This window comes from Micromonospora sp. WMMA1949, assembly GCF_027460145.1.
Classification (GTDB): Bacteria; Actinomycetota; Actinomycetes; order Mycobacteriales; family Micromonosporaceae; genus Micromonospora.
The window spans coordinates 1,566,774-1,584,256 of the sequence record NZ_JAPZBG010000001.1 but is presented as its reverse complement, the minus strand read 5'-3'; the positions used below and the strand labels follow the sequence as shown (position 1 = coordinate 1,584,256).

The 17,483-nt window shown below is 68.2% G+C and carries 17 protein-coding genes; 11 read left to right on the top strand and 6 right to left on the bottom strand.

The features are described 5' to 3' along the window. The first annotated feature begins 67 nt into the window (after positions 1-67). Positions 68-2,233, top strand: coding sequence for an MMPL family transporter (locus O7607_RS07165; RefSeq protein ID WP_269701911.1), 2,166 nt, complete (start codon positions 68-70; stop codon positions 2,231-2,233). A 22-nt stretch (positions 2,234-2,255) separates the two neighbouring features. Here the strand turns inward: O7607_RS07165 and O7607_RS07160 are convergent, their stop codons facing one another. Next, positions 2,256-2,918 (bottom strand): response regulator, encoded by a 663-nt coding sequence (locus tag O7607_RS07160; RefSeq protein WP_269701910.1) that lies wholly within the window; start codon positions 2,916-2,918, stop codon positions 2,256-2,258. Beyond that, entirely contained in the window at positions 2,915-4,054 is a 1,140-nt protein-coding gene (locus tag O7607_RS07155) for a sensor histidine kinase (RefSeq protein ID WP_269701908.1), read from the bottom strand. The genes O7607_RS07160 and O7607_RS07155 overlap by 4 nt, the downstream gene beginning before the upstream one ends. Positions 4,055-4,225: 171 nt before the next feature. On the opposite strand from O7607_RS07155, the gene O7607_RS07150 reads away from it, so the two are divergent. Together O7607_RS07150 and O7607_RS07145 are read left to right on the top strand one after the other, a co-directional pair. Next, positions 4,226-4,780, top strand: a complete 555-nt coding sequence (locus O7607_RS07150) for a DUF1772 domain-containing protein (protein ID WP_269701906.1) — start codon at positions 4,226-4,228, stop codon at positions 4,778-4,780. Then, positions 4,777-5,244, top strand: a complete 468-nt coding sequence (locus O7607_RS07145) for a hypothetical protein (RefSeq protein WP_269701904.1) — start codon at positions 4,777-4,779, stop codon at positions 5,242-5,244. The genes O7607_RS07150 and O7607_RS07145 overlap by 4 nt, the downstream gene beginning before the upstream one ends. A 268-nt stretch (positions 5,245-5,512) precedes the next feature. On the opposite strand, the gene O7607_RS07140 is transcribed toward O7607_RS07145, so the two are convergent. Next, positions 5,513-6,004, bottom strand: a complete 492-nt coding sequence (locus O7607_RS07140) for a very short patch repair endonuclease (RefSeq protein ID WP_269701902.1) — start codon at positions 6,002-6,004, stop codon at positions 5,513-5,515. 89 nt (positions 6,005-6,093) lie between these two features. On the opposite strand from O7607_RS07140, the gene O7607_RS07135 reads away from it, so the two are divergent. From O7607_RS07135 to O7607_RS07115, 5 genes are read left to right on the top strand one after another with little or no spacing between them, the layout of a single operon-like run. Continuing rightward, positions 6,094-8,655, top strand: a complete 2,562-nt coding sequence (locus tag O7607_RS07135; RefSeq protein ID WP_269701900.1) for a Z1 domain-containing protein — start codon at positions 6,094-6,096, stop codon at positions 8,653-8,655. Then, positions 8,652-9,638 (top strand): PD-(D/E)XK motif protein, encoded by a 987-nt coding sequence (locus O7607_RS07130; protein WP_269701898.1) that lies wholly within the window; start codon positions 8,652-8,654, stop codon positions 9,636-9,638. The genes O7607_RS07135 and O7607_RS07130 overlap by 4 nt, the downstream gene beginning before the upstream one ends. Next, the gene (locus tag O7607_RS07125; RefSeq protein ID WP_269701896.1) at positions 9,635-11,503 is read left to right on the top strand and encodes a hypothetical protein; all 1,869 of its coding nucleotides are present in this window, start codon (positions 9,635-9,637) and stop codon (positions 11,501-11,503) included. The genes O7607_RS07130 and O7607_RS07125 overlap by 4 nt, the downstream gene beginning before the upstream one ends. Then, positions 11,493-12,380: a hypothetical protein gene (locus O7607_RS07120; protein ID WP_269701895.1), complete on the top strand. Its 888-nt coding sequence runs from the start codon at positions 11,493-11,495 to the stop codon at positions 12,378-12,380. The genes O7607_RS07125 and O7607_RS07120 overlap by 11 nt, the downstream gene beginning before the upstream one ends. Then, entirely contained in the window at positions 12,377-13,135 is a 759-nt protein-coding gene (locus O7607_RS07115) for a hypothetical protein (RefSeq protein WP_269701893.1), read from the top strand. Before O7607_RS07120 ends, O7607_RS07115 begins: the two co-directional genes overlap by 4 nt. On the opposite strand, the gene O7607_RS07110 is transcribed toward O7607_RS07115, so the two are convergent. Next, the gene (locus O7607_RS07110; RefSeq protein ID WP_269701891.1) at positions 13,105-14,199 is read right to left on the bottom strand and encodes a DNA cytosine methyltransferase; all 1,095 of its coding nucleotides are present in this window, start codon (positions 14,197-14,199) and stop codon (positions 13,105-13,107) included. The two genes, O7607_RS07115 and O7607_RS07110, sit on opposite strands and share 31 nt — an antisense overlap. A 329-nt stretch (positions 14,200-14,528) precedes the next feature. Beyond that, a complete protein-coding gene (locus O7607_RS07105) occupies positions 14,529-15,785 on the bottom strand; it encodes a helix-turn-helix transcriptional regulator (protein WP_269701890.1) in 1,257 nt (418 codons plus the stop codon). A gap of 251 nt (positions 15,786-16,036) precedes the next feature. Here O7607_RS07105 and O7607_RS07100 point away from each other — a divergent pair, with 251 nt between their 5' ends. The 3 genes from O7607_RS07100 to O7607_RS07090 are packed head-to-tail and all read left to right on the top strand — an operon-like array spanning position 16,037 to position 16,738. Next, on the top strand, positions 16,037-16,267 hold the full coding sequence (locus O7607_RS07100) for a hypothetical protein (RefSeq protein ID WP_269701887.1): 231 nt from the start codon (positions 16,037-16,039) through the stop codon (positions 16,265-16,267). Beyond that, positions 16,264-16,506: a DivIVA domain-containing protein gene (locus O7607_RS07095; RefSeq protein WP_269701885.1), complete on the top strand. Its 243-nt coding sequence runs from the start codon at positions 16,264-16,266 to the stop codon at positions 16,504-16,506. Before O7607_RS07100 ends, O7607_RS07095 begins: the two co-directional genes overlap by 4 nt. Beyond that, the gene (locus O7607_RS07090) at positions 16,499-16,738 is read left to right on the top strand and encodes a hypothetical protein (protein ID WP_269701884.1); all 240 of its coding nucleotides are present in this window, start codon (positions 16,499-16,501) and stop codon (positions 16,736-16,738) included. Before O7607_RS07095 ends, O7607_RS07090 begins: the two co-directional genes overlap by 8 nt. A 198-nt stretch (positions 16,739-16,936) precedes the next feature. Here O7607_RS07090 and O7607_RS07085 read toward each other — a convergent pair whose 3' ends face one another. After that, on the bottom strand, positions 16,937-17,464 hold the full coding sequence (locus O7607_RS07085) for a flavoprotein (RefSeq protein WP_269701882.1): 528 nt from the start codon (positions 17,462-17,464) through the stop codon (positions 16,937-16,939). Positions 17,465-17,483: the final 19 nt, after the last annotated feature.

Below are 17,483 nucleotides of genomic sequence, written 5' to 3'. Positions count from 1 at the left end.
CGTCCGAAAGGGATTGCTCACACAGCGTAGGATCGCGTGCGACACAGCCGAACACACGGGGGAAACGATGTTCGAGCGCCTGGGCAGATTCGTCGTGGGCAAGGCCTGGTGGGTGATCGGCGGCTGGGTCGTCGCCGCGATCGCGATCATCGCCGCCAGTCCTTCGCTGAGCGACATCACCTCCGCGGACCAGGAGAGCTTCCTGCCGCGCACCTACGAGTCGGTGCAGGCCACCGAGCTGGCCGCGAAGTCGTTCCCGCAGGCGGCCACCGCCACCGCCACCGTCGTGGTCAAACGCAGCGACGGCAAGCCGCTCACAGCGGCCGACGAGGCGCGCGTGGGTCAGCTCGCCACCGCGCTCAAGGCCCGGAACATCCCGCAGACCTCCGGCTACCTGACCGGCCCGCAGGCCGTCGCGCCGGACAAGTCGGTGCAGGTGGTCACCGTCGGTCTCGACGCCGACAGCCCCGACGACCCACGCCTGCTCGACGCGGTACGCGACCTGCGCGCCGCCCTCGGCCCGGACCTGGCCGGCAGCGGCCTGACCGCCGGGGTGGCAGGCGACGAGGCGAGCTTCGTCGACAACGAGGACACGTTCAACGAGGCGTTCGCGGTCGTCGGTGTCGCCACCATCGTCCTCATCATCGGACTGATCCTGATCATCTTCCGCAGCCCGATCGCCGCGCTGCTGCCGGTGGTGGTGATCAGCGTCGTCATGTCCGTCACCACCGGGCTGGTCGCCGCCGCCGGCAAGGCGTTCGACCTCAACGTCAGCCAGGACCTGCAGACCATCCTGCTGATCGTGCTGTTCGGCATCGGCACCGACTACATCCTGTTTCTGCTGTTCCGCTACCGGGAACGGCTGCGTGCCGGCGACGACAAGCGCACCGCGATGATCGTCTCGGTGCAGCGGGTCGGCGAGGTCATCACCTCCGCAGCCGGTGCGGTGATCGTGGCGTTCCTGGTGCTGCTGCTCGCCTCGCTCGGCTTCTTCGGCTCGCTCGGCCCGGCGCTCGCCATCGCCGTCGGCGTCATGCTCGTCACCTCGCTGACGCTGATCCCGGCGCTCGTGTCGCTGCTCGGCCGGTGGGTGTTCTGGCCGTCGAAGGCGTGGCAGCGTCCGCCCAAGGCGACGCTGTCCCGGCGGCTCGGCGCCGTCGTCGGCCGCCGTCCGGCCGTCGTGGCCGCCGCCTCCGGTGTGCTGCTCGTGGCGCTCGCCGCCGGGGTGCTCGGCTACAAGGCCGACTACGACTTCAGCGCCGGATTCCCGCAGGACACCGAGTCGGCGCGGGCCGCCCAGGACCTCCAGCGCGGGTTCGCCGCCGGGGCGCTCGCGCCCACCGAGGTCTACCTGACCACCGGCAACGGCAGCGCGCTCACCGACCAGCAGGTGAACGACTTCGCCGCCGCAGCGGCGCGCGCGCCCGGCGTCGGGCAGGCGCAGCCGCCGGAGCGCAGCCCCACCGACCCGAGCGTCGCCCGGATCAACCTGCTGCTCGACGAGAACCCGATGTCCAACGAGGCGATCACGCTGGTCCGCGACGACCTGCGGGACGCGGTGCACGAGGCGGCTCCGCCCGGCACCAAGGCGCTCGTCGGCGGCGCCACCGCGATCTTCGCGGACATCAACTCGGCGAACAACAGGGACCTGTCGGTGATCCTCCCGGCCGCCGCGCTCCTGATCGCGATCATCCTGGCGCTGCTGCTGCGCAGCCTCGTCGCGCCGGTCTACCTGGTGATCGCGGTGCTGCTCAACTTCGCCGCCACGCTCGGTGCCACCGTCTACGTGTTCCAGGGGCTCCAGGGCAACCCGGGCGTGACGTTCCAGCTGCCGATCATCCTGTACCTGTTCGTGGTGGCGATCGGCACCGACTACAACATTCTGATGATCGCCCGACTACGCGAGGAGGCCCGCGAGGGCCACGAACCGCACGAAGCCGCCGCGATCGGCGTGGAACACGCCGGCCCGACGGTCGCCGCCGCCGGGCTCATCCTGGCCGGCACGTTCGGCGTGCTGATGCTCGCGCCGATCTCGTTCCTCCAGCAGATGGGCTTCGCGGTGGCGATCGGGATCGTGCTGTCCGCGTTCGTCATGTCGATGTTCTTCGTACCGGCGCTGACCGGGCTGATCGGCCACAAGGCGTGGTGGCCGGGGCACGGCGACGAGCGGCGCAACGGCGGTGGTGGCGGCCGGCACGCGGCGCCCGAGTCGGCGGACGCGACGCCGGTCTGACTGCGGCCCGCCCCGGCGCGGCTCAGCCCTCGCCGGGGCGGATCAGCCCGCTCTCGTACGCGATGACGACGAGTTGCGCCCGGTCGCGGGCGTTCAGCTTCTGCAACAGGCGGCTCACGTAGGTGCGAGCGGTGTCCGGGCTCAGGAACAACGCCTGCCCGATCTCGGTGTTGGACCGGCCGGCGCCCACCTGCGCGAGCACGTCCCGTTCCCGTGCGGTCAGCCCGGCCAGCCGCGCCGGATCGGCCACCGGTGAGCGGGCCGCCGCGGCGAGCACCCGCCGGGTGACCGCGGGGGAGAGCAGCGCGTCGCCACCGGCCACGGTCCGGACCGCGTCCCGCAGCGCGTCCGGCGGGGTGTCCTTGAGCAGGAAACCCGCCGCCCCGGCGCGGATCGCCTCGAACAGGTACTCGTCGTCGTCGAACGTGGTGAGCATGACGACCTGGACGCCGTCCAGCGTCGGGTCGGTGAGGATCCGCCGGGTCGCCGCCAGCCCGTCCCCGCCGGGCATCCGGACGTCCATCAGCACGATGTCGGGCCGCTGCTCCCGTACCACCGAGAGGCCGCTGCCGCCGTCACCGGCCTCGCCCACCACCTCGATGTCCGCCGCCCGGTCGAGCAGCGCGCGCAGGCCGGTGCGCACCAGGTGCTGGTCGTCGACGAGGACGACACGGATCGGGTTCACGCGGCGGCTCCCGTCAGCGGCAGGCGGACCGATACGCGGAAGCCGCCGCTCGTGCCGGTTTCGACGGTGCCCCCGAGCAGGGCTACCCGCTCGGCCATGCCGCGCAAGCCTTGGCCCGTCCCGTCCCCGGCGGGCGGGCCGCCGCGGCCGTCGTCCACCACCTCCAGCGCGAGCCGGCCGGGCGTGGCGCGAACCGTCACGGAGACCCGGGTGGCGTCGGCGTGGCGCAGGACGTTCGTCAACGCCTCCTGCACGACCCGGTAGACGGTGCTGCCCACCACCGCGGGCAGCGTGTCCACCGGACCCTCGACCCGCAGGTCGACCGCCAGCCCACCCCGGCGAACGCCGTCCACCAGCGCCGGGAGCTGGGCGAAGCCGGGGACCGGTTCCCGGGGCCCGGGCTCGCGGCGCAGCGTGCCGAGCGTCGCCCGCAACTCCGCCATCGCGCTGCCGCTCACCGACCGGATCGCTGCGAGCGCGCTCTCCGCCTGCGCCGGATCGCTGTCGGCGAGCGCCTCCCCGGCGACTGCGGACTGCAACGTGATCACCGACATGGTGTGCCCGAGCGTGTCGTGCACCTCCCGGGCGATGCGCAGCCGTTCCGCCTCGACCTGACGGGCCGCCTCCCGGTGCCGCTCCTCGTCCGCCGCGACCGCCTGCCGTACCAGCGCCGCCCGCAGCGACCTGCGGTTGCGTACCGCGTCACCGAGGGCGAGGACGGCGAGCAGCAGCGCCGCCTCGGAGCCGAGTTCCGTACCCACCACGACCGCGATGTCGTCCCCCTCGGCCAGCCGGGCGGCCACCGAGACGGCCAGCAGGCTCCCGGCCACGACGGCGGCCGGGACGACACGGCCGCGCTCGGACGCCCGGTATAGGACGGCCGCGGCCGGGGCGGCCACCCCTACGGGCGGCAGGTCCAGCGCGTAGTACCCGAGGATCACGACCGCCGTGGCCAGCAGAGCCGGCAGCGGCCACCGTCCGGCGCACAGCACCAGCCCGCCGAGCACCGCGCCGACCACGACCGCGAGCGCCGCGCTGCCGGGCGAGGGCCGGTCGGCCGCCACGGCCACCACGACCAGGCCGAGCGTGGCCGCCGCGAGCAGCGCGTCGGCGCGGGTGGGTGAGGTGTCGGGCACGCCTTCGAGCCTAGGTCCGCGCGGACCCTCACCGCTGTCGTCCGCAGGCGTCAGGGACGACCCCGAGGCGTACGCCGAGAAGCGACATCCGGTCGCGCGGCCACGCGGACGACGGCCAAGGACGGCCGACCTAGCGTCGATGGCGTCCCCGAAACGTGAGGAGAACCCCTCGTGGTACGCACAGGACTGACCTGGTTCGCCCTTATTGTGATGGTATGGGCGTCGATGATGTCGTTCGGCGGGGTCGCCGCCGAAACCGTGATGCTCTACCCGAACGTCTTCAACGACGCGCCCGCCTCGCTCGACCGGGCCCGCGAGTTCCTCGTCCACGGCGGCCCGCACGACTACTTCCCGCCGCTCGGCGCGTCGGTGATCCTGAGCAGCGTCGCCGCGACGCTGCTCACCTGGCGCGACCGGCGGCTGCGCTGGTGGGTCGCCGGCGCCACAGCCGTCTTCGTCGTCTGCGAGTTCCTGTTCTCCGCTGTCTTCTTCTGGCCGCGCAACGAGATCATGTTCGTGGACCCGGTGGGGACGCACTCGCCGGAGTACCTGCGTCAGGTCGCGGCCGAGTTCGTCGCCGGCCACTGGGTACGTTTCGCCGGAGGCGCGGTGACGGCCGTACTGGCGTTCGTCGCGTTGCTGAGGTTCGTGCGTTCGACCGCGTCTGTTCCGCAGTCGGCACCCGCTTCGGCACCGGACTCCGGGCCGGCGGAGGTGACCCGATGAGCGCGGGTCGCCGTACCCTCGGGTTCTCCTGGCCGGCGCTCGTCGCGCTGGCCGCGCTGGCCGCCCCGCGCGTGGCGCTGCACGACCTGGACGTGGTGCCGGAGGGCACTGTCGTGGCCGCTCTGCTGGCGGTCGGACCGCCGGTGTGCTGGGTGGCCGCCGTGCTGTGGCGACGGCCGCCGCGCCCGTTCCTGACGACAGTGGTGATCGGGGCGCTGTACGGGGTGTTCCTGGCGGCCGGTCACCAGGTGTTCTGGGATTCGTCGCTGGGGATGGACGCGCCGGGGCTGGCCGGGTTGGAGCCGGGGGCGCGGGAAGCGTTGGTGCGGGGTGCGGCGGTGATGTCGAGCCTGGTCACCGGGACGATGGTCGGGGTGCTCGCGGGTGGGGTGGCGGTGCTGCTGGCCCGGGTGCCGGCGGCGCCGACCAGACGCTCACGCAGGCACGACTCTCGCCAGATGTAATGCCCGGGGAGGTCATTGACAGCGCAAGAAGGCCCATTCAGGTAGGACGATCAGCCGAGCACGAGGGGTCCCGTCCTCCGGACGCATGCCGGTAGTGTCCAGGAAACACCTTGTGGGGAGGTGAGGCCGACGCCTGCTGAGCTTGCAGCGTCGGCTGTGTCGAAGCGGAGTAGGTCCTGATTCACTTCTCGGTTGCGGATTCGTCGTCGATCGTTCGTATCGGCCCGGGAGACCGTCGTTCAAGGGCTCGAATGCCTGCTGCGCAAAGTCATTGTGCGTCCGGGTGTGGCGAGCTCCGGCGCGCGGCTGACGGCCTCGGGCCGCGAGGCAGAGCGATGCGGGCCCTCATGTCTTTGATGACGTCGACGAGCCGGCCGGCGGCGCTCTCCGCCGGCTCGTGCTCCCAGATCCGTATCACGGTCCAACCCGCCTGCTCGAGTTGTCGGGTGGTTTCACGATCCCGTTCACGATTCTTCAGAATTTTCGCTTCCCACCATGCGGCGTTGGCCTTGGGCCATGTCGCGTGCTGGGGACAACCGTGCCAGAAGCAGCCGTCGACGAACACGGCCAGTTTGATACGGGTGAAGGCGATGTCGATCGTCCGTCGAGGCGAACCGACAACCGGGAGACCGATCCGGTATCGCAGCCCTGCGCGATGCAGTTCGCCCCGGAGGGCCAGCTCGGGCTCGGTGTCCTTCCGGCGTTGGCGTTGCATCCGACCACTGACGCCGGTTGAACTGGGCACGGGTCGCTCGGGCACAACCCCACCCTAGAGGGGTGACCGACTCCGTCAGCTACCAGCTCTACCTCTGCTGATTCCCGCGCAGATCACTGAAAGGGTGGTGCATCTTGGGCCTTTACACCGTCTTCGCAGACTGGGCCAGGCGTCACGGCATCGAGGCGGCGGTCCTGAGCTTTTCGGAGTCGCTGTCCGAGAATTCTGTCGAGGAGTTTCGAGTTCAGTTCGAGGCCGACAAGGCCAAGGTGCAGGCCGGTGGCCCGCCGATCATTACGGCCGGGTCGGAGGACTGGTACAGCGGTCCCGGAGAGTCCGACCGCTACTGGCTCGCGTTGAGGGACCGTTTCGAGGCCGAAGGATGGCCGGCTGGACGCATCTCCTCCGTGGATCACTCGTCCAGCACGGTCGTGGCCCACACGCCGCGTCCGGACCGCGCGAAGTGGGACTCGAAAGGGCTCGTGGTCGGATACGTGCAGAGCGGGAAGACGACGAACTTCACGGCCGTCGTCGCCAAGATGGCCGACGTGCAGTATCGCCTGGTCATCGTTCTCTCGGGTATTCACAACGGGCTTCGTCGTCAGACGCAGGTGCGCCTGGATCAGTATCTGAAGGACCTCAACCCGGACCGTTGGGTGACGCTGACGGAGGCGTCGCGGGACTTCGTGAAGCCTTCGCACGACGCCTCGGCGGCTCTCAGCCCGGAAAAGACCGTTCTGGCCGTCGTCAAGAAGAACGCGGCTGTCCTGACCAAGCTCATCAGGTGGTTCGACACACCCAACGGGCGGAAGGCACTCGAGTCCGCGCCGGTGTTGATCGTCGATGACGAGGCCGACCAGGCGTCAGTGGCCACCGGCCGCATCAATCCGCTCATCCGGAGACTGCTGAGCCTCATGCCGAGGTGCACGTACGTCGGGTACACCGCGACACCCTTCGCCAACGTCTTCGTCGATCCTGCCCAGGACGACCTGTATCCGAAGTCGTTCATTCTCAACCTGCCGCGTCCTGACGGCTATTTCGGACCGGAAAAGATCTTCGGTCGGGATGCGGTCGAATGGGAGGCGGGCGACGAGCAAGGGCCACCTGACGGTTACGACATGGTGCGTCTCGTCGACGAGGACGACGTCCCCCTGTTGCGCCCGGGCAGCAAGGAGCCTGCGGACGGATTTACCCCGACGATGATCGACGAACTGGTGAAGGCCGTTCACTGGTTCTGGCTGAGCACGGCCGCGCGCCGGGCCCGAGGTGACGACGGCCACAGCACGATGCTCATCCACACGTCCGTCAAGATTGCCGTTCACGAGAGCTATCAAGCACCCCTCGATGCGCTTCGGAGAAGAGCCAGGGCGGGACTGGTCTCCGGCCGGCCTGAGGTGATCGACCATTGGCGGGACATGTGGGAGGCGGAGTCTCAGCGTGTGCCCGCAGAAGACTTCGGCCGCAAGCAGAACTCGTTCGACGAAGTTCTGCCGTATCTGGCCGACGTCATCGCCTCGACCCGGGTCGTTCTGGACAACTATCGGAGCCAGGATCGGCTCGACTACTCCGAGCCCTCGGTGGTGGCGATCGCCGTCGGAGGGAACACCCTCTCCCGAGGGCTGACCCTGGAAGGTCTGGTCGTCAGCTTCTTCGTGCGGGGGGCGACGGCGTACGACACGCTGCTTCAGATGGGTCGCTGGTTCGGATACCGCACCGGGTTCGAGGATCTGCCGCGCATCTGGATGACGCCGAGCCTGGCAGCCGCGTTCCGACACCTGGCGACCGTCGAGCACGAGATGCGTGACGACATCGACCGATACCAGCGGGAAAACCTGACGCCGACCCAGGTGGCAGTCAGGATTCGCACGCACCCGGCCCTCCGGATAACGGCCAAGATGGGTGCCGCCCAGGCGGCGTTCATCTCGTACGCAGGTCGTCGCCTGCAGACGCGGTACTTCCGGCACCGGAACGCCGACTGGCTCGACAGCAATCTCCAGGCCGCTGAGAGCTTCGTCCAAGAGGCCATGCTGCACGGTCGGCTGGATGAGGACGTCCGCGGAGCCCGGCTGATCCGAGACGTACCCGTGTCGTTCGTGAAGACCTTCCTGTCGCGGTATCAGGTGCACGAGGACTCACCGGATCTCGATCCCGCTCTCATGATCAAGTACATCGACCGGCAGTTGACGAGCGAACGCCCTAGCCTGGCTACTTGGTCCGTCGCCGTGGTCATAGGTGAAGGGTCGGCGGCGAAGCTGGGAGGCTTGGACGTCAGGTACTCGGTCCGGTCTCGACTCAACGACGGCCAGGGCGAACGAGCTGACATCAAGACGCTGATGAGCAAGCAGGACCGAGCGCTCGACCTCGGCCTGACGCTCGCCGAGGCACGAGCACTGAGCGAGAGCGATCTGGTCAAGCTGCGCAACAGCGATCCTGTCTGTCGCGACCGAGGGCTGATCGTTCTCTATCTGATCGAGCCGCAGAGCGAGCCCGTGAACCCGCACCAGGGCACCCAGAAGACGATGCCGCTGCGTACCGCGCTCGGCGCGGTGGGACCAGTGGTCGGTATGGGCATCACCTTCCCGGGAGACGTCCGGACGAAAAGCATCCGGGCCAGCCATGTCGCCGTCGATCTCACCGACGTCGAGAGTGAAAACGTCGACGAGGCGCTCGACGTCGACACCGAGGAGATGGCATGACGGAGATCGAACCGACCGTGCTCGAAAGAGCGTGGGCGGTACTGGTGCCGCCGCGCGTGAAGGAACTCGCATCCTTTCCGCTCGACGTCCTGGCCGGGGTGCAACCGTGCCGGGTGGCGACGGACACCGTGGGCCACCGTCACCTTCTCGTTCCGGCCGACGGTGAGGCGGTCGCAGCTGATCCCCGGCCGGCGGTGCTCGGGACGGCGATCCGCAAGCTCACCTTCGACGGGCCTGCCGTGACTTACCTCGACATCTCGTGCGGGGAACCAGACCTCTTCTCGGAGTTCGACGAGGTTGTCATGGACGTGCTGGAAGCTGTCTCCGTGGCCCAGCGGCCCGCATCGGCGGCGATGAGGACCGTGACGCGATGGCGACGGCTTTTCCGGAGTCGTCTCCTCCGTGGCCTGTCCCGCCAGGCCAAGTTGGGGCTGTTCGCGGAGCTGAGCATGCTCTCCTCGCTCGTCCATGCGGACCCCGGATTTCCTGTGGAGGCGTGGCGGGGACCGCTCCACGAGCCGCACGACTTCGAGGCGGCTTCCCGATGCATCGAGGTGAAAGGTCTGAGCAGCGCGAGCGAAGGCATTGTCGTCCACGGGCTGGAGCAGCTGAACACCCACGAAGACCGGCCACTGGAACTCGTCCTGCTCCGAGTGGTGGAAGATCCGGATGGTCGGAGTGTGAGCGACCTCGTCGAGGAACTCCGGGATGCCGTGGCATCCCGGGCTGATCTCGGGGCGCGCCTGTCGGCGGCAGGCTGGTCCGAACAGCCCGACAGGCCCGACCTCGACACGTTCGCGGTCGAGGAGGTACTCAGGCTCGTGGTAGGCCCCGGGATTCCTCGAATCGTCCCGTCATCGCTCGTCGGCGGCGCCCTTCCGTACGGCGTCGGAGAGTTGAGTTATCAGGTCGACCTCGCCACGTTGCTTCCGCTCAGCGCGGGGGCGTCCCTGGCCGAGATCGCCGAGGAGGCGGTTCGTTGAGCGGCCGTTGGTGGTCACAGCCATTTGCCCCGGAGGGTTCGGCGGCAGCGGAGGGGATTGTCAAGCAGTTGGGGAGGCCGGCACTCGATCCGCTCACCGTGCTGGTGAGAGAGGCCGCGCAGAACAGCTGGGATGCCCGCCTGTCGGACGGCCCTGTGGAATTCGGTATCGATGTCCGTGTGCTGGGAGACGACGTAGGAGCATGGCGAAGCCTGCTGCGGCCGGGGCCAGTCGCGGAGTCGGCCCTCGACGTCGGCGCAGCTCTGAAGGCCGACACAGCGGTGCTGGTCGTCTCGGACCGAAACACGCGAGGCCTCGGTGGCCCCCTTCGTGCGGGGAAGCGGGCGAGCGACGGTACGGTGCCGGACTTCGTGCAGTTTCTTCGTAACGTCGGGGAACCGAGCGACCATCAGTTCGGTGGTGGCACGTACGGCTTCGGCAAGGGAATCTTCTACCGACTCAGCCGAGTCGGAGCCATTCTCGTGGACACCAACACGGCGGCAGGCGGCCCTACCGGGCGCCGATTGATGGGCGCTGCCCTCGGCCACAGCTGGTACCTCGGAGATCGGCGTTTCACAGGCCGCCACTGGTGGGGGCAGGTGGCGGCCGACGACGTGCCGGATCCCCTGCTGAACGGGGATGCCGAGGCAGTCGCGGATGCTCTGGGACTGCCGGGCTTCGCCGACGGGCGCACCGGGACCGACATCGTGATCCTCGTCGCCAATCTGGGGCCTGCCGAGCCGGAGCCGGACTCCCGTGAGAGGACGCCGGCCGAGGCCGCGACGTTCATCACCTCGTCGATCCTGTGGAACTTGTGGCCGAAGATGGTGCCGGGTGAGCGCGACAGTCGGATGCGCTTCACCGTGGGCGTCAACGGCTCGTCAGTTCCGGTTCCGGCCCCTGACACCGTCGACGACCTGGCGCCCTTCGTCGAGGCACTGCGGGACGTCCGCGCGGGCTGTGGAGTGAGCTACTCGCGCACCGTTCCGCCAAGGAATGCGGGCTCCTTTGCAATGGCATTAGGGGCCGCCGACGGCGAAAGTCGCCGACTGTCGGTGACAGCAGCGCGACCGTTCGAAGGGCCGTCCCACCACGTTGCCCGGATGCGGGTCGCCGAACTGGTGGTGGACTACATGCCAGGTCCGTCGCACCCTGACTCGCGCCTCTCGTACGGCGCGGTGTTCAAGGCTTCCGAGGACGCCGATGAGCTGTTCGCGCAGTCCGAACCGCCCACACACGACGACTGGATACCCAAAGGACTCAGTGGCTCGGCTCGAGGTGTCGTGCTCGGGGCGCGCACATTCGTCAACAAGCAACTGGACGAGAAGCTCGGGCTCGTACCGCAGGCAGGCGGCTCGGGCGGTCAAGGTCTCGGCGAACTCTCGGCCATGCTCGCCGGCATCGTGCCGGCCCGCCTCGACGCCACTCACGGGGCCGGCGGACCTGGAGGCGGAGGCTCCGGCCCAGTCGTGGGGCCGCGGTCGGCATCGGAAGGCGGCTCTCCCGGGGCCGGCCGGGCGCAACGCGGTGGGAAGGCACGGTTGACCGGCGCGCCGTCTCTGCGCATCCATCAGGGCTACCCGTACCTCGTCGCACAGGTAAAGGTTCCTGCGGACTCACAGACGAGGATCGTGACGGCTGACGTCGAGGTGGTCGTCGAGGGGGGCGGCCGGGAGAGTGAGCCACCACTGGGTGCCGCCCTCCCACAGGTCATGCAATGGCAGTCCGCCAACGGAGTCGTCATCCAGGGAAGGAGTATTGAAGTGCCACCGGGTGAGGATTCGGACTGGTACGTGTACTCCACATACCTGCCGGACGCCGTCGTACGTTTCCGTGTGAGTCAGGTGGCCTCCAGTGCCGGCTGAGGTCCGCCCTTATCTCGTCCCTGAGTCCGGCACCGTGGTCTGGCAACCATGGATGTTGCTCGACGGTCATGAGTGGGGTCCACTGCCGGACGAGTTGGAAGGCTGGGATCCGGGCACGGACCTTCGGGTGGCGCGGCGGGTCCAGGTCGATGCGGCACGGTTCTTCCAGGAGACGGGAGTCGAACTCCGGAATGTCGCCTTGACCGTCTCCTGGACCAGTTCGACGACGAACATGACGGAGGCCGCTCCTCCGGCACAGTTCGACCCGGCTGGCCGTGCGGTCGTGGACGCGATCCTGGTCGGGGAGCGCGTGTCGGGGGTGCTCACGATGCGGACCACAGTCAGCGTTGTTCATCCACCGGCCGCTCGAGCGGTAGGGGTTGCCGCCGTTCCCGGATCCGTACTGGCCGAACACGTCCAACGGGTCGTCCTGGAGAACGTCTCCTCCATGTTCCCGGTCAGCGAGATCGACTTTTCGCAGACTCGCCTCTCGCCGACCGCGAGTTGGCACCTCGAGACCAGCACCGATCTGTCCGCCTCGTTCTACGGAACGTTCCGTGTGCTCATCAACAGACGCGACGGGGAACTGAGCGCCGCTGTCGCCCGCGGCGCCAGGGACAAGCGGCAACAGGCGTTGCTCGACGAGCTCCAGGCGGGGGTGGCTGGCCTGCTTGTCGAACTCGCCCTACATCTACGCGACGATCTCGCTGATCGTGACGAATGGCCACCCGACAGCGTCGGAGACGTACTCTCCAGAATCCTCGCAGACGCGCCACTGTCAATCGCAGCTCCACCCTCGCCGGTAGATCTGGCGGAGTTCAGGACGCAGATCTCCGGGGCGGTCAGGCGCATCGGGAAGGGGCGTGTGTTCCGTTGAGCGAACTCTGGCCACACTTGCCGGCGGTCGTCAGCGCGGCGATGTACGTTCAGGTCAAAGAGGGAATCGATCTTGCCCCTCAGTCAAGCCACCCGGATCAGATCTGGGCGCCTGTGGGCGGTCGCGTATCCCCCCGCCGCATTCGCAAGCTTGCCGATGTGCTTTCTTCCCTCGGGGCGAGGTACGGCTTCCCCGGGCAGGCGGCACCTGAGGCGCGAATCGCCTTCGACCGGGATGCGGCCCCGGTCGTGCGCGATCACATGGACTTGTCATGGGCCGAAGCCGGCAACCGGGATCTCTGGTCGTTCACCTCGCTGGTCGCTCTGCCGCATCTGACCAGATGGCGGTTCGGCACGGAGAACCGAGAGCGGTGGGTAGCCACGGACCTGACCAGGCACACCTGGGCGAGGCTGTGGTGGCAGGCCGTCGTCTTCGCAGGCCACGAGGAAGTTCTTGCCGCCCTCACCGAGAGCGATCTCAATCAGCTGCTCGAGCGTCGCAGCATCGGTGGCGATCCCCGCCTTGTGCTCGAGATCGCTCGCGCCGTGACCGGGTTCTCCGGAAAAGCCCCTCGCCGGGCAGTAATTCGGGATGTCACGCTGAGGCTGATGCGATACCTGGCATTTGTCGATGTCAGGGCATTGACCGACCAGCAGATCCGCGACCTGTGCTCCGTGTTGATGACCGAAACCCTCAAGCGGCTACCGCATGACGGGCTTCCTCATCAGCGAGGGGACAACGTGTCGGCAATGTGATCCGCCAGTGCCGTTGCCAGTTCGACAGGCACAGCGTTGCCGATCTGCCGTGCGATCTGGACCTTGGAGCCACACCACTTGAAGTCGTCCTTGAAGCCTTGCAGGAGGGCTGCTTCGTGGTGGCTCAGAGCGCGGTGCTCTTCGGGGTGTAGGTAGCGTCCTTTCTCCGGCTTGAAGAACTCGGTCCTGATGGTCACCGACGGGCTGTCCCATCGCAGCCGTCCGAAGACATCCATGCCTGCTGTCCGGTCCACCCAACAAGGAGGAAGAAGATGCCGGGGGATGCTTCGCCGATCGCCCTCGGGCGGGATGTGTGTCATCCGCTTGAGCGAGATCGCGGTGTACTTGCGTGCGAAGTCCAGGTCTGACGCCTTGAAGATGCCTGGCACCGTGGCGTCGAAGAACCGGTCCGTGTCGCCAGGGAGCTCCGTGTTCTCCGGGTTTACCGAATTGCGCAGACCCCAGATCGCGTCTCGCACCGTCCGCCAGTTCTCCCGGGGAACGTCCCCCGTCGGCACTTCGATGACAGGGTAATCCTTCAATGTGCCGATGACAATAAAACGCTTGCGGAGCTGCGCGGCGCCGAAATTGGTGGCAACAACTGACTTGTATCTCAACGAGTAGTTACTGAGTGTAGCTCCAGGTTCGGTCATCTCTTGCAGGCTGTGGAATTGGCCCGACTTGCCGAACTGCGGCACGTTCTCGAGCAGGAACGCCTTGGGTTGGATCTTGGTCAGGGCTTCTACGTAGTGACGCCACATCGAGTTGCGCGGATCGCCGATGTCGCGTTTGCCCAGGTTCGAGAAGCCCTGGCAGGGCGGTCCGCCGATCACGACGTCGGCATCTGGTAAATCCTTCTTAACCCAGTCGGCAATGTCTCCGCGATATACGTTCTTCTCGCCGAAATTCGCAGCGTAAGTTGCTGCCGCGGCGAGATCGAACTCAACTGCGCCTACCGTGCGGTATCGGTCGGTGCTGTGGAAGCCGGACGTCAGGCCGCCGCAGCCGGCAAAGAGGTCAACGACTCGAAGCTTGTCCGACCCGCCCTGCAGATGGTTCGTCATTCGCTCCTCCTGCCGGAAGAATCTGCCCTGCAGAGGTGGCCAAGGGCTGCGGAGCAATGATATTGAGCTGATATGTCGCTGTCTCGAGGGCGCGCGGGCTGCCTGGTGGAGGGAGCGATGATCTCTTCCAATCCACTCCTCCTTCGTCGAACAGGACCTGCGCGTCGCGCCCACCGTACAGACCGCCGCCGACATGAGGCTCTCAGGCTGCTGCGGTCCCTCAGGCAGGGAGCACGTGTGGCCAAGCAGAGTAACCGAAGGCGACGCGCCGGGCCGAGGGAGGCGGCAAGCAAAGCTTCGCTCGGGGGTACCTCGGCCGGCAGGTTGTCTCAGGGAAGGAGTCCTGCCCGCGACGCCAGCGGGCGCAGACCCGGCGTGGCCGCTCGCTTGTCCTCGGCCATGAGGTCGAGCAGGAGTGTTCGAGCTTGCACATTCGCATGCACCGCCTCTGCGGCAACCCGCTCGGCTTCGAGGAGATGCAGCACCGCTGTGGACCTGTCCGCCGAGGCCCTGATGACGGCCGTCGCGAGATCGACGTGCACCTGAGCGCGTCGTCCGACAACGGCGGTGGGCAGGCGCGACGTGTCGATGCGCTCTCCGATCTCCAGCGCATGAGCCGCTTTCCCGGCGCGGACGGCGGCCGAGACGGAGTGGATGGCGACGTTGGTTCGGCCGAAGGCGGTCCACAGCCGATTCTGTTCTGCGCCCAGCGCTGTGGCCAACTCTTCCGCCTGCGAGAGGTGCTGCGCAGAGTCTTTGGTGTTTCCCCGCCCTGCGGCCAGCAGGGCGGCCAGGAGCAACAGCGCACCATGGGCGGAAATCAGGTCGGGAACGCCTCTGTGGCCGTATGTAGCCAGACGATCTATGCCGGCCTGTGTGATGCTCTCGGCCTCGGCGGCGCGGGCCGGCATTCGTATCAGGCCGCAGGCTGCCTGATACGCGGAAATCGCGATGAGAGCCTGGTCGTCGCCGATTCGCGCTGCGTTGGCGGCTCGGTCCGCACTCAAGAGGGCTGTCTCGCCGTCGCCGACCTTGGCCGCGAGCTTGGCGGCTGCGATGTACGCAACGGCAAGAAGCCGGAAAACGTCCCTTTGACGAGCGCCGGCCGGTCGACCAGACAACTCGACCGCCTGACGCAGCACATCTGGCAGCAGGCGGGCGGCGGTCGAGTAGCTCGCTTGTTGATAAAGGGTGTGGACACGGCTCACGGAGCGCTGGAGCTGGACGACGGACTGAGCCGGTCGTACCGGCAGAGCGAGGTAATCGGTCAGAAAGCCCCGCAGGCCGCTCAGAAGGTCTGATCGCGTGGCACCTGTACCGCTGGCGTCGTAGTCCTGTGTCGCGTCTCCCATAGCCTGTCCTCGGCGCCTGACCACTGACACATCGGCGAGCATGTCATCGACCTGGTCGAGCGTAACGCTCAACGCGAAGGCGATGCGGGTCCGATGCCACGGGTGCGGATCGGTCTCCGCGTTCTCCCACCTCACCACGGTGGACCGCTCCACACCCAGGATGTCGGCCAGGCGCTCCTGGCTGTACCCGAGAGCCTTTCGTCGCTGACATAGCCGCTGCCGCTTGAGGGCCAAGCCCGACCTCCCTCCGTTCCGTCGTCAATGTAGTCACAATCCGTCGATCCCGGGGTTGCTCGATGCCTCATTTCTGCGCCATACGGGCCTCTTCGGTGCTGTGGCCTCTCGTCCTGCCCGGCTCGAGGCTTTTACGCATGGCCCGGGGCGGGTGCTGGGCTCCGGCGGCACCGCGTCCCCCGATCGCGGCTGCCGCCGTCCCCGCCCGCCCCGGCGCCACTCCACGAGACCCGACCCGGAGGCGCCTGCCGATGTCCGCCGTACTCGCCGACTTTCCCGTCCTCACCCCGGTCACCGACGAGGAACTGCTCGTCGCCGCGCTGGCCGTGCGCGTACACGTGCCCGAGCACTGGCCGCAGGGACCGCTGTGCCGCAGCGAGCGCGTCCCGTACCCCTGCCGGCTGGCCCGGTGGGGGAGGGCGACGCTCGCCGCGGCCGGGTTGCCCGACGAGGCCGTGGCGGCCGGGACGGTGGCGTCGTGATCTACGTGACCGGCGAGCGGGTGCAGGCGTATCAGGTGCGCAGCGCCGTCTTCGACACCCGCTGGCGTGGCCTGGACCCGGCGCAGGTGCACGACTACCTGTGCCGGGTCGCCGACGAGATGGACCGCCTGCACCGGGAGCTGACCACGGCGCGGACCGAGTCGGAGCGGATCCGCCAGGCCTTGCGGCAGTGGCAGTCCCGCCACAACGGCTGCCGGCGGCGCGGCCACGATGACTGAGCCGCGCTGGATCGTCCACCTGCCGACCACGCTGGCCGGCCGGGACGCCGCCGTCGAGTTGGCCGCCGCGCTCGCCCGGTCGCTCGGGCACCTGGATGTCGTCGACTTCGGTGAGACGACGCTCAGCGAGGAGGACGCGCAGCACCTGCGGTACCGGGTCTGGTGTGACGTGCGGCTGCCCGGCGGTGGGCGCTGCGGACTACGAGATGGTCACGGCGGGGCGTGTGGGTAACGGAGCTGCGCTGAGGCCCGTGTACGTCGGGCGGAGTGCTGGACACCTGGGGACCTCACCGCCAATCGATACTCGTCGGTGCGGCACCACCAGGTCTGCCGGCTCCTCGACACTCCGGGCGAAGGCAACGACCCGAGACGAAAGAAGCGCTCCTCTGGCGCTGCGTTCCGCTTCAATCGCCAGGTGCCCCCGCTCCTGTCAGGCGCCGGTTCGGGCCGCGCGCAACACGTCGACCACCGCCGCCCAGTGGCTCGGCGTCATCTCGTCCGGTGTCCTCAGCACATCGGCGTCGTGTACCACTACTCCCGCATCGCGCAACCGCCGCAGGTTCGGCCCGTAGGCGGGGTGTGCGGCGAGCGTTGCCTTCACCCGGGGGAAGACATGGATCGGCATGCCGGTGCCCAGCAGCTCGTTGAGGACTCCCAGTGCCAGCGTGTCGCTCGCCCCGGTCGCCCACTTGTTCAGCGTATTGAACGTGGCGGGCACGACTGCGGCACCATCGGCCGGCGGGTGCGGCTCGGGATCGCCGGGTCGACGCCACTGTGCGCGTACCGGATATCCGGTTTGTTCGGCGAGCGCGTCGCAGTCGAGCCAGCTCGCGGCGATTGGGGTGGCGATCACGCAGATCCTCCAGCCGTCGGCCATCAGCAGGTCGGCGAGTTCGCCGATCCGCTGGACCGGTGGCGCGGCGCAGACGACAAGGTAGAGCACCGGCGCTTCACTCATGCCCCACAGTCTTACCCGG